The sequence below is a fragment of the Rothia aeria genome (genome assembly GCF_016726365.1).
GTDB lineage: Bacteria > Actinomycetota > Actinomycetes > Actinomycetales > Micrococcaceae > Rothia > Rothia aeria.
In genome coordinates this window covers 248,722-260,573 of sequence record NZ_CP068102.1, presented here as the reverse complement: position 1 = coordinate 260,573, position 11,852 = coordinate 248,722, and the positions used below count along the sequence as shown (strand labels likewise).

9 protein-coding genes are annotated in these 11,852 nt (G+C 59.2%); 1 reads left to right on the top strand and 8 read right to left on the bottom strand.

Annotated features, from left to right (window positions below):
• Positions 1–48: 48 nt before the first annotated feature.
• The 5 genes from I6I94_RS01120 to tkt all read right to left on the bottom strand — a co-directional run bounded on the left by I6I94_RS01120 (position 49) and on the right by tkt (position 7,046).
• Complete coding sequence (locus tag I6I94_RS01120) at positions 49–1,023, bottom strand: 6-phosphogluconolactonase (RefSeq protein ID WP_126926455.1); 975 nt, start codon at positions 1,021–1,023, stop codon at positions 49–51.
• The gene (locus tag I6I94_RS01115; protein WP_126926454.1) at positions 1,016–2,002 is read right to left on the bottom strand and encodes a glucose-6-phosphate dehydrogenase assembly protein OpcA; all 987 of its coding nucleotides are present in this window, start codon (positions 2,000–2,002) and stop codon (positions 1,016–1,018) included. Before I6I94_RS01115 ends, I6I94_RS01120 begins: the two co-directional genes overlap by 8 nt.
• Entirely contained in the window at positions 1,999–3,552 is a 1,554-nt protein-coding gene (gene zwf, locus I6I94_RS01110; RefSeq protein WP_037234360.1) for a glucose-6-phosphate dehydrogenase, read from the bottom strand. Before zwf ends, I6I94_RS01115 begins: the two co-directional genes overlap by 4 nt.
• Before the next feature lie 138 nt (positions 3,553–3,690).
• The gene (tal, locus tag I6I94_RS01105) at positions 3,691–4,797 is read right to left on the bottom strand and encodes a transaldolase (RefSeq protein ID WP_201620776.1); all 1,107 of its coding nucleotides are present in this window, start codon (positions 4,795–4,797) and stop codon (positions 3,691–3,693) included.
• 143 nt (positions 4,798–4,940) lie between these two features.
• Complete coding sequence (tkt, locus tag I6I94_RS01100) at positions 4,941–7,046, bottom strand: transketolase (RefSeq protein ID WP_201620775.1); 2,106 nt, start codon at positions 7,044–7,046, stop codon at positions 4,941–4,943.
• A gap of 433 nt (positions 7,047–7,479) precedes the next feature.
• On the opposite strand from tkt, the gene I6I94_RS01095 reads away from it, so the two are divergent.
• A complete protein-coding gene (locus I6I94_RS01095; RefSeq protein ID WP_037287433.1) occupies positions 7,480–8,466 on the top strand; it encodes a heme o synthase in 987 nt (328 codons plus the stop codon).
• A 75-nt stretch (positions 8,467–8,541) separates the two neighbouring features.
• On the opposite strand, the gene I6I94_RS01090 is transcribed toward I6I94_RS01095, so the two are convergent.
• From I6I94_RS01090 to I6I94_RS01080, 3 genes are all read right to left on the bottom strand, one after another.
• Positions 8,542–9,597, bottom strand: a complete 1,056-nt coding sequence (locus I6I94_RS01090) for a COX15/CtaA family protein (protein ID WP_128087756.1) — start codon at positions 9,595–9,597, stop codon at positions 8,542–8,544.
• Between the two features lie 106 nt (positions 9,598–9,703).
• Positions 9,704–10,525, bottom strand: a complete 822-nt coding sequence (locus I6I94_RS01085; RefSeq protein ID WP_128087757.1) for an ABC transporter permease — start codon at positions 10,523–10,525, stop codon at positions 9,704–9,706.
• The gene (locus I6I94_RS01080) at positions 10,522–11,559 is read right to left on the bottom strand and encodes an ABC transporter ATP-binding protein (RefSeq protein WP_128087758.1); all 1,038 of its coding nucleotides are present in this window, start codon (positions 11,557–11,559) and stop codon (positions 10,522–10,524) included. Before I6I94_RS01080 ends, I6I94_RS01085 begins: the two co-directional genes overlap by 4 nt.
• Positions 11,560–11,852 lie beyond the last annotated feature (293 nt).

The following is an 11,852-nucleotide window of genomic DNA, read 5'->3' as shown; positions in this document are numbered from 1 at the left end:
CTGGAGCGGAGGGGAACTCCACTTTTTGAGACACCGGCAAAGCCGCAGCTAAGCCAGCGACTCCTCAGTAGCAAAAATCAGGGTTTGTTTCTGCCCGCGGGCACCCACAGCGGGAGTTGCCAGTAACAGGTCGGCGGTTAGCTGCTCCGCAGGAATCTGCGCCCCCTGCAAAAGGCGAGTCGTCGCCTCCTGTTTATCGCCGCCGGTGATGAGGAAGAAAATATGGCGTGAACTATTAATCACCGGAAGGGTCACCGAAACCCGCTCGCTGGGGGGCTTGGGGGAGTCCTTCACCATCACCGTCACTGCTTTCGCACCATCCACCGGGTCTTCGGGCAGCCCCGTACCCAGCAGAACCTGCTGACGCCCCGGAAAGAGGGAAGCAATATGCCCATCCGGGCCCATCCCCAGCAGGGTCACATCAAACACCGGCACCGGCCAACTATCCGACCCAGACCCGCCGCCGCAACCGCAGCCCCCGCAGCCGCAGCCTCCGCCGGAAGGCTCAGAATCGGCAGCCCCACCGTGGCCGCCCACTAGCGGAAGCTCGGAGGCGCCCTCGGGCATTTCAACCCGCACCGGATCGGCTGAACCAGCGAATTTACGCATCTCGTAGGCGTAATGTTCGGCGGCAGCCTCCACATCAATCATCACGTCTGAAGGGCCTATCCGGTGTGCGTTCTCCACCGGGAAGCCGTAATCAGTGAGGTCAGCGAGCAGCGCCTCAATCGCCTGCCCATCGTTACGCTCGGCATCCCGCTCAGGCACAAACCGCTCATCCGAGAACCAGAAATGCACACGCGACCAGTCGATATCTTTCACGCGAGCAGAGGCCGCCCACGCCCGGAGCGTCGCAATACCCATGGTGCCGCCAGTGAGCGAAACATGCGCCACCGTACGTTCCGTGAGCACATGCTCCAGAATGTCAAAAATACGTCCCACGGCGTCAGCCGCCAACGCCTCACGGGTAGGATGAGCTACCAGAGTCGGGGTGCTCTCACCAATATTGTTAATCTTAGGCATCAAAAACCTCCGGGTATTCCCGCTCGTCAAGAAGCGGCTCAGAGTCACAGCGGGTGGGGTGCATCTCGATCGTGGGGAACGCCGACTTCAGCACTTCCCCGTATGTGTCATCAGGGTCAAGGCGACGCAGTTCCTCAGAAATGCACTCCGCCAGGGTGCGCACCGGCAGCGCAATCTGCTGCTGCGGGGCGTGCGGGGTTTCCAAGATCGCAATGCTCTTGCCCGGGCGGAACATCACAGTCTGCCCGTCCTCACGCTCAATGGCCACACGGTACAGGCCGCGCTCCGCCGCGCCAATAGTGGCCAAACTAACCTCGGCCTGCAGCTTCCAGCCCAGCCAGGCACCCAGCAGAACCACCGACGGGGACTTCTCAGAACCCCACACCACCACCCGTTTGACCGGGGAGTACGGCATCTGTTCCATGAGCGCCGCCAGCTGGGTGCGCCACAGCGTCAGGCGGGTCCACGCCAGGTCAGTATCCCCGGCCTGGTATACCTGCGACAGGTGGGTTAACACAGCCATCGGGTCATATGCGCGCGCGGAATCGGTAATGCGGCGCTGCGCAATCTTCCCAAGTGAATCCTCGGCCGGGTTATCGGGCACATAATGGGGCCACCACACCACAATCGGCGCGTCCGGCAGAAGCAGCCCGGAGATCAGCGCCTCCGTCGGTTTGGAGGCACTGCCCCAGCCGCGCAGAATAATGAGTTCTGAGGCGCCAGCCTCACCACCCACATGGATCTCGGCATCCAGCTGGTCGGGGTCGGTCTCACTGTGCGCGATGTGCACAATAATGCGGCTGGGGTGCTCATGGGAGGCACGAATCGCGGCATTCAGTGCCTCACGGGAATGTCCCTTCTCAGCCAGTACCACCAGAGTCAGCACACGGCCGCTGCTGAGGCTGCCGTTAGCCGCCAGCTGTTGGGAAAGTTCCTTGGAAATAGCAGAAACATTCGTGTGGTGCAGATGCGAAATCACGGGCGCCTCCAGGCACGGTTATCGCGTTCAAGCATCTGATGCGCCGAACGCGGGCCCCACGAACCGGACTCGTAAGGCTCAGGTTTAATCTTGTGCTCTTCCCAGTACTCCTCAAACGGGTCAAGGATCTTCCACGAAAGCTCAACCTCCTCATGGCGGGGGAACAGCGGCGGCTCACCCAAGAGCACATCCAGAATCAGGCGCTCATACGCCTCCGGCGACTCCTCAGTGAAAGAATGCCCGTACCCAAAGTCCATGTTCACGTCACGGATCTCCATCTGAGTGCCGGGAACCTTCGCCGCAAAACGTATGGTCATGCCCTCATTGGGCTGCACCCGGATCACGATTGCATTCTGGCCCGCAGGAACTTCCGTTTCCTTACCGAATAAGCGATCCGCTGACTTCTTAAACAGCACCGCAATCTCAGTCACGCGGCGCCCCAAGCGCTTACCGGCGCGCAGGTAGAACGGGGTGCCCGCCCAGCGGCGGTTATCAATACTGACCTTCAACGCCGCGAACGTCTCGGTACGGGAATCAGCCGGGATGTCCTTCTCATCAAAGAACCCGTTCACATGCTCGCCGCCCTGATACCCGGGAGCGTACTGGCCCAGCGCGTACGAATTCTCAAGGTCATCAACACGCACCGCCTCAAGCACCTTCGCCTTCTCAGCCCGCAGGTGCTTAGAGTCCAGACTCAGGGGCTCCTCCATGGCGGTCAGCGCAAGCAGCTGCAGCAGGTGATTCTGAATCACGTCGCGGGCTGCACCTACCCCGTCATAGTATCCCGCGCGGGAGCCGATACCAATATCTTCAGCCATCGTGATCTGCACATGATCCACGTAGTTAGCATTCCATACCGGCTCAAACATCTGGTTCGAAAACCGCATCGCCAAAATATTCTGCACCGTCTCTTTACCCAAATAATGGTCGATGCGGAACACTGAATCCGGCGGGAACACCCGCTCAACGATAGCGTTCAACTCACGGGCCGACTCAAGGTCATGCCCGAACGGCTTCTCCACCACCACACGCCGCCACCCAGTGCCAGCATGCGTTGTGCGCGCATCTTCCTCACGGCTGGCCAGCCCATGCTCGGCAAGCTTCGACAGCACCTGCTCGAAAGCCTTCGGGGGGATCGACAGGTAGAATGCGTGATTACCCTGGGCACCGCGCTCATCCAGCTCCGCCAGAGTGCCTTTGAGACGCTCATAAGCGGCATCATCATCGAACGCACCCTGCACAAAACGCATACCCTTCTGGAACTGGTTCCACACGTCTTCACGGAACGAAGTGCGCGCATGCGCCTGCACCGACTCCCGCACATAGGCACGGAAATCGTCGTCGCTCCACTCACGGCGGCCATACCCAACCAGCCCAAAACTGGGCGGAAGCAGGCCCCTGTTCATCAGATCGTAGACAGCAGGAAGCAGCTTCTTACGGGCGAGATCACCCGTGACGCCGAAGAAAACCAGGGCAGAAGGGCCCGCAATACGCGCCAAACGCCGGTCGCGTGAATCCCGCAGCGGGTTCGACTCGTGGCCGATAGTCACAATAAAAATCCTTTGGTTGCCTCTATGCTGGCGCAATACACCCCGCCTCAGAAATCACGGCGGGGTGCATGCACCATCAAGGTTTATGCCTTGCCAATTGTACCGTTCGGGAAAGCCCGCCGGCACCCCACACTGCCGCTATTTCGCGTTCTGAAGAGCACCGCGGACAGTGTCTAGTAGTTCCTCCCAAGAGGCATCAAACTTTGAAAGTCCCTCGGCCTCAAGCTTCTCAACCACCTCACGGTACGAAACACCGGCGCGCTCAATAGCATCCAGCACCTCGTTAGACTCCGCATACGAGGCACGTACCGTATCCCCAACAACTTCACCGTGATCCGCCACGGCGTTCAAGGTCGCCTCGGGCATAGTGTTCACAGTGTGCGGGGCCACCAGCCCAGTCACGTACAGGGTGTCAGGCAGCGCAGGGTCCTTCACACCGGTCGAAGCCCACAGCGGACGCTGCACATTCGCACCCTTCCGCTCCAGACGCTTCCACCGTTCGGAGGAGAACATCTCCTCAAACACCTCATACGCCAGGCGAGCATTCGCCACCCCAGCCTTACCCTTGAGCGCCAGCGCCTCATCGGTGCCAAGCGCGCTTAGCTGAGCATCCACCTCGGTATCAACCCGGGAGACAAAGAACGAAGCCACCGAGTGGATCTTCGACAGGTCCTTGCCGTTCTCCAAGGCTTCCTCAAGGCCGAGCATATAGGCGTTAATAACCTCACGGTACCGGGTCAGTGAGAAAATCAGGGTCACGTTCACGCTAATACCAGCCGCCAAGGTTTTCGCAATCGGCTCTAGGCCCTCAACGGTTGCGGGGATCTTAATCATGACGTTTTCACGGCTCACCCGCTCGTACAGCTCCCGAGCCATTTTCTTCGTACCCTCGGCATCGCGCGCCAAACGGGGGTCCACCTCAATCGATACACGGCCGTCAAAACCCTGTGATGCCTCAAAAATCGGTTTGAACACGTCGCATGCGGCGCGCACATCATCGGTTGTGGCTGCGAACACGGCTTCTTCAACATCCGCACCGGATGCCGCCAAGTCGCTCATCTGCCCGGCGTACGCGGCCCCTTTTGAGAGCGCACCGGCGAAAATAGTGGGGTTAGTGGTCACACCCACCACGTTTTTGCTCTTTATCAGCTCAACAAGGTTGCCGCTGGTCAGGCGCTCGCGGGAGAGATCATCAAGCCAGATCGAAACGCCTGCGTCTGAGAGTTTCTGGGTGGATTCGCTCATTACAAATAACCTTCTATCTACAGTCTAAAAATCAGATAAGAAAATATGGGGTGCGGTTGTGGAGACACTACAACACGCACGCTGCTGGGGCGGCGGGGTATCTAGCCATTGGACGCCCCACCGCCGCAGCTCTAGGCATGGGGTTACTGGGCCGCCTTGATCGACTCCTGTGCCGCAGCCACGACGGCCTGGGGGGTAATACCAAACTCGCGGTACAGGGTCTTCGCATCAGCTGAAGCCCCAAAATGCTCGATTGATACAGCACGCCCGGCCGACCCCAGAAGGTCGTGCCAGCTCATTGCCACACCAGCCTCAACCGATACGCGTGCCGCCACAGAAGAGGGCAGCACCGATTCGCGGTACTGTTCGCTCTGCTCATCAAACCATTCACGGCACGGCATCGACACCACCCGGGCGAAGACGCCCTGCTGGGCCAGCTGCTGGCGGGCCTCAATAGCAACCTCAACTTCTGAGCCGGTGGCAATAATAATAACGTCTGGGGTGCCCTCCGCATCTGCCATTACGTACCCGCCGCGTGCTGCACCTTCAGCGGAGGCGTACTTCTCTCCCTCACCGGGTACATCCTCACGCGTCCACACGGGCAGGTTCTGGCGGGAAAGCACCAGGCCGGCCGGGCGCTCTTGGCGCTCTAAGACAGTGCGCCATGCAACAGCGGTCTCGTTCGCGTCCGCCGGGCGAACAACATCAAACCCGGGGATGGCGCGAAGTGAGCTCAGGTGCTCAATGGGCTGGTGGGTGGGTCCGTCCTCGCCCACACCAATCGAGTCGTGGGTCCATACATACAGCGCCGGGATGCCCATCAGGGCGGACAGGCGAACCGCCGGGCGCTGGTAGTCGGAGAAAACGAAGAACGTGCCTGAGAACGCGCGGGTGGGGGAGGAAAGCACAATACCGTTCACGATCGCTGCCGCTGCCTGCTCGCGAATACCGAAATGCAGCACACGCCCGTACGGGTTACCCGTCCAGTCGTCGGTGGTACGTGCTACCGGGTTAAAGGAATCTGCGCCGGTAATAGTAGTCAGATTCGACCCCGCCAGATCTGCCGACCCGCCCCACAGCTCGGGGAAGGTTCCTGCAATGGCGTTAATGACTTTGCCGGATGCGGCACGGGTCGCGAGCGATGATCCTGCCTCAAAAACGGGGAAAGCTTCCCGGTAGTCTGCAGGAAGCTGGCCACCGATCAGACGGTCGTACAGTTTCGCGGCTTCGGGGTTAGCCGCACGCCACGCGGTCATCTTCTGATCCCATGCCTCGTGCGCTTTAGCGCCACGCTCACGCAGGGTGCGGGTGTGATCCAGCACCTGCTGGTCAATGAAGAAGCTCTTGGCGGGGTCGAACCCTAAAAGCTCCTTCGTGGCGGCGACCTCTTCAGCCCCCAGCTTGGCGCCGTGAACCGCGCCGGTGTTCTGCTTATTCGGGGCCGGGTAACCAATAATAGTGCGCAGCTCAATGAACGAGGGCTTATCGGTTACGGCTTTTGCGCGCTCAATAGCGGCGTACAGTTCTGCGACGTCTTCAACATAGTTGCCGGTGCGCGTCCAATCTACGCTCTGAACATCCCAGCCGTATGATGCGAACCGGGCGGGAACATCTTCGGTGAAGGCGACATCAGTGTCTTCTTCGATGGAGATGTGGTTGCGATCCCACACCACAATCAGGCTGCCCAACTGCTGATGCCCGGCGAGCGCACACGCTTCGGCGGTGACGCCTTCCTGCACATCCCCTTCGGAGGCAATGCAGAACACGTGATGGTCAAAGGGTGACTGCCCGGCTGGGGCCTTGGGGTCAAAAAGCCCACGCATGTAACGCTGAGCGTAGGCGAAACCAACGGCGGATGCCAGCCCCTGGCCGAGCGGGCCGGTGGTGATCTCCACGCCCCTAGTGTGCTTGTATTCGGGGTGCCCGGGGGTTAACGCCCCCCAGGTACGCAGCGATTCGAGGTCGCCCATCTCAAGGCCGTACCCGCCGAGGAAGAGCTGGGTATAGAGGGTGAGGGAGGTGTGCCCGGGGGAGAGGATGAAACGGTCACGTCCCTGCCAGCGGTCGTCGCCTGGGTCTTGGTTCATGACTTTCTGGAAGAGTAGGTAGGCGACCGGTGCTAGGCTCATGGCGGTACCGGGATGCCCTGAGCCTACCTTTTCAACAGCGTCGGCGGCGAGTATGCGGGCGGTATCGACCGCACGCTGATCAACGTCGGTCCACTCCAGCTTCTCGTTTAGGTTTGGCACGTGATTTTCCCTTCATTATCTGTACGATGCGCGCCCGCGCAGTGTGCCGTGCGCGCCTCTGAACGGTATAACCCAATGACGCATGCGTTATTCCCGACCCCCATTGGTTGGGCTGCTGCCTGTGGTGGGCGGACCGGGAACGGTTGATGACGCGAGGCTACCAGCTTCATCTATAAGGATAGTCCACGATGAAGTCTCTCCAAGGTTATTGAAGCGGTGAATGGGAGAGAAACCGGGGCTGGAACGCTATCCGCTTAAAGTCATCCACGTTGTAAGCGGATGCACACGGGCCTACAATATAGGTAGCCATGCCTGTAACTCCACCGTGTATGGGCGCCTCGGTCGGCGGTTTGTCCGCTGCTGGTTGCGCCTTGGGAAAGTCCCTAGCCACGCGGAATACGGGTGCACACACGCACACACCAAGGAGCCCACAGTGAAGGGTCATACTATTCAACAGGCGCGCGCCTGCGCGCCTGCTGCCCCTGCCGGGGATACAGTTGAGGGGCCCGTTGGCCTCAGGCGCAAAATAAAGGCGTATATTCACCTGACGAAACCTCAGGTGATTGAGCTGTTGTTGGTCACCACTGCGCCAACGATGATGTTTGCTGCACACGGTATGCCCAGTTTCTGGCTCATGATGAACACCCTTATTGGTGGTGCTATGGCGGCAGGGGCGTCGGGGGCGTTTAACTGTTATATTGACCGCGATATTGACCGTAAGATGAAGCGCACCGAGAAGCGGCCTCTGGTGACTGGGGAGCTGAGCGACCGGGAAGCTATCGTGTTTGCCTGGGTGTTAGCAGTGGTTTCGGTGGCATACCTGTGGTTTATGGTGAACCCGCTCTCGGGCGTGCTGGGTGTGGTCGCTATCCTGCTGTACGTGGTTTTCTACTCACTGTATTTGAAGAAGCGCACTACCCAGAATATTGTGTGGGGCGGTATCGCCGGGTGCATGCCGGTGTTTATTGCGTGGGCGGCCGTGAGGGAAACCATTGAGTGGCCAGCCCTGGTGCTGTTCACGGTGATTTTCTTGTGGACGCCGCCGCACTATTGGCCGTTATCCATGAAATATGCCGAGGACTATAAGGCGGCAGGGGTGCCGATGCTTGGGGCGATTGCCCCAGCGCATTCGGTCTCAGTCCAGGTGGTGCTGTACGGGTGGGCTATGGTGATCTGCTCGCTGTTGCTGGTCCCTGTAGGAGGCGCGGGCTGGGTGTATGGTCTTAGTGCCGCGGCGGTGGGTGCCTGGTTCCTGTACCAGTGCCATAAACTGCACCTGCTGGCTTTGGCCCAGAAGGCTACGAGCCGAACCGCGATGGTGGTGTTTCACGGCTCAATCACATATCTGACAATCCTGTTTATTGCGTTGGCGATCGACCCATTTGTGGGCGGCCCTATTATGGAGTCATTTATTTTCTAGGTGCCCACATGCGCGTCTTATAGAGTTCAGGGGCGTCCCTCACCGGGGTAATAGGTGAGGGACGCCCCTTACGTTTTACTGTGGTGAGGTGTGCTGCACCCTGCGGCTTAGCGCCAGTTCACGCGCTGTGCGTGAGGTGAGCGTCAGCTGCCGTTCAATAAGGGATATGGCGGCCCACGTAAACAGTCCGGAGCCGAGCATGTGGGCTTCCACTAAGAGGGCAGGCAGGCCGGTGTTGTACTGGATGTACCCGATGGTTCCCTGGCAGGCAATAACACCTGTCAGCACCGCAAGGGAGAACTTATACGCCTTAGGTAGAGCATATGCGCGTACTATCAGGTACAGGGTCATGAGGGATACCAGGTATACCCACACCGCCCAGGCGTGCAAACGGGCTATAACTATTGGATTGAAATCGTGGCGGTGGGTGCGTGGGTCTCCCGCATGCGGCCCTGTCCCGGTTACTACCGTACCCATAAACACAAGAAACACGACCAGCACCAAGCCGAACCACCCGAGCACTTGGACAGAAACACGGCCTTTTTCGCTGAACGCGCTGTCAAGGTTTTCGGCTGCAGCCGTGGCGGGCTTAAAGTAGCGGCGCACCCTATTAATCAGCACGGCGGCCAGACCAATCATGACGGCAGAGGCCATATAGTGGGCGGTCACCATCCACGGGTTTAGCCGCTGCCACACGGTAATACCGCCGATAACCGCCTGAAGGGGGATGCCCCAGAGCAGCAATAGCGTCAGGTTAAACAGGTCACTGTACCGCGAATTTTGGGTGCGCAGACCGGTAAAAAGCTTGGGAAGTACGGAACGTACTGTAGCCTGCGGCAGGGCTAACCGTAGTACCGCAAAGAACGCGAGCACCGTAATGACCATGAGCACAAATGTGAGCATCCGGTTACCAAATTCGACGAAGCCGTGGATTCCCTGAGCCGGGGTGGTGGTCCATTGTTCATCGGTACAGCGCGGCCACGTGTCGCACCCCAACCCCGAACCAGTAAGGCGTACCACGGCACCGGTGACGATCAGTAACAGGTTAGCCAGTGCGGTGCCCACCGCCGTGTACAGCACCCAGGGGGTGTATTCGGTGGGGGAGAGCTTATCTTTAAGCGTGGTAATCATGATGACCTTTTCCGACGGTGTGTGAGCGTCTCATGCTGCAAGGGCACGGCCTGCTGAGAGCGGCAGGATACCTGCGGCGGGGTTGCGTAGTCCAGAATATCAGTGGCTAATCGGACCACTTAAATTTGCGGGAGGCAATGAACCCCACAATGAGTGCCCACCCCAGCAGCACTAGATGCGGCAGCGGCAGGAACACATCTTTCAGGTAGTCGCCACGCATGGCTTCACCAAGCGCCCCCGAAGGCAGCAGTGAAACAATAACGCGGTACACTTCAGGGAAACTATCAATGGGGATCAGTACACCTCCGGCACCGGCAAGGATAACCCACGCAATGTTAACAATGGCGAGGGTCGCCTCCGCCCGCACGGTGCCAGCAATAAACAGACCCAGGGCGGTAAACGCCGCAGCACCAAGCAGCAGCGTGCTCAACGAGCGGTACATCTGAAAAATATCGGGCCGCCAGCCGAGCCCAAAACCCACGATGCTCACAAGCACAAACTGGATAGCAAGCACCGTCAGAACCGCAATCACTTTGCCAATAATCAGGCCGTTGCGCCCCAGAGGGGTGGTGGAAAGAAACCTCAGCACACCGTACCGCCGGTCGAAACCGGTGGCGATACCCTGCCCCGAGAGCGCAGTCGAAATCACGCACAGCGCGAGCACCCCGGGAACAGCCACGTTCATGCGGGTCGTGCCCATACCCTCGGCGTAAGAATCAAGGAAGCTCGTGTAACGCAACGCAAAGAGCGCCATGACGGGGAAGGCAATATTAAGCATGAGCTGCTCGCCGTTTTTAAGCATGGCCAGCGTCTCATAACCGCCCTGAGCAAGCACACGCTGCACTCCGGATGCCGCGCGCGGTTCGGTGAACGTATCAGCCTCGGCGGGCGACTCGGAGGCGGGGCCGGTTGGTGCGGTCTGAGTCATCGAATATCACGTCCCGAAATGTCGAGGAATACGTCTTCTAGGGTTTTAGGTTCCATCTTCAAGCTGATGGGCATTATATAGTGCGCAGTGAGCGCAGCTGTGAATGCTGAAAGGTGCTCCGGGGTGAGCGGCCCGCGTAACTCGTACTCACCCGGTGTCCCCGGCGTGTAGTGGGTGTGCTCAATAAGTTCCACACCGCCGCGCAAACCTACCGGCAGCAGCTCTTCCCGGGCAGGAGTGTGCGCGTTGAGGGTGTAATGTAACCGTGCGGTGCCGTCCCCGGCGACCAGTTCGGGGACGGTACCTTCAAGAACAGTTTTGCCTTTTTCAATAATGTACACATAATCGGCAAGTTTCTGCGCGTCATCAATCAGGTGGGTGGTGAGAATAATTGCCACTCCGGCTTTTCGCTGCTCCCGGATAATATCAAACACTACGTTGCGGGACTGCGGGTCAAGCCCGGCCGAGGGCTCGTCCAGGAACAGTACGCTGGGGCGCCCAATAAGTGCGGCAGCTAATGAGACCCGTTGCTTCTGCCCGCCGGAGAGACGGCGAATAGTGGTGCCGTTAAAAGATGCAATGCCGAGCCTTTCTACCAGCTCATCAACGGAGGCAGGATGAGTGTACATTTTCGCCACATGGTGCAGCAGCGGGATGGGCCGCATAGCGTTGGGGAGCCCGCCATCTTGCAGCATAATACCAACGGCGGCACGTAACTCCGGTGAGGCGTGAAGCGGGTTCTCGCCAAGAAGTTTCACAGTTCCGCAGTCGGGGGCCAGAAGCCCTTGGGCACAGGCTAGGGTGGTGGTTTTCCCTGCCCCATTTGCCCCTAAGAGCACCGTCACCTCTTCGGGGTACACCTGCAGGCTCACCCCGTCTACGGCGCGGTGCATGCCACGCTCAGTGAGACGCTCGGGGTTTTTCTCACGGAAAGAACGCGAAGGTTTGAACTCTTTAACGAGGTCGGCGATTTCCAGCGCTGCCCCATCGCCATTACCGCGTGCAGTCTTGCCGGATACATCTTCTTTAGCCACCCCTCTATCTTAAGCCCTGAGAGAGACTATCTTAAGTCGAGCGCGTGCGTGTCGGTTCTGCGGCGAGGACACCCCGTCTCAGCGGCGTGCGAATCCCTGACGCGGGCGCATTCTGGGGGTATATGAGCGTTGTCCGAGGCTGAATAGCGGTGGGCTAAGGGTGCACAGGTGGACGCGGGATTCTTTCCCCAAAAACACTGGTGTGTGTCATATATGCTTACCTTTCTACCCATTTAATGCACTAATTTATGCGAGAAGGAGCACCTTACTAGCCAGCCGGGAAGTAATTAGGA

What these genes read in the sequence shown, in the direction of transcription:
- I6I94_RS01090 (WP_128087756.1), bottom strand. Translation starts at nt 9,597, where the DNA reads ATGATTACCACGCTTAAAGATAAGCTCTCCCCCACCGAATACACCCCC.
- tal (WP_201620776.1), bottom strand. Translation starts at nt 4,797, where the DNA reads ATGAGCGAATCCACCCAGAAACTCTCAGACGCAGGCGTTTCGATCTGG.
- I6I94_RS01085 (WP_128087757.1), bottom strand. Translation starts at nt 10,525, where the DNA reads ATGACTCAGACCGCACCAACCGGCCCCGCCTCCGAGTCGCCCGCCGAG.
- I6I94_RS01120 (WP_126926455.1), bottom strand. Translation starts at nt 1,023, where the DNA reads ATGCCTAAGATTAACAATATTGGTGAGAGCACCCCGACTCTGGTAGCT.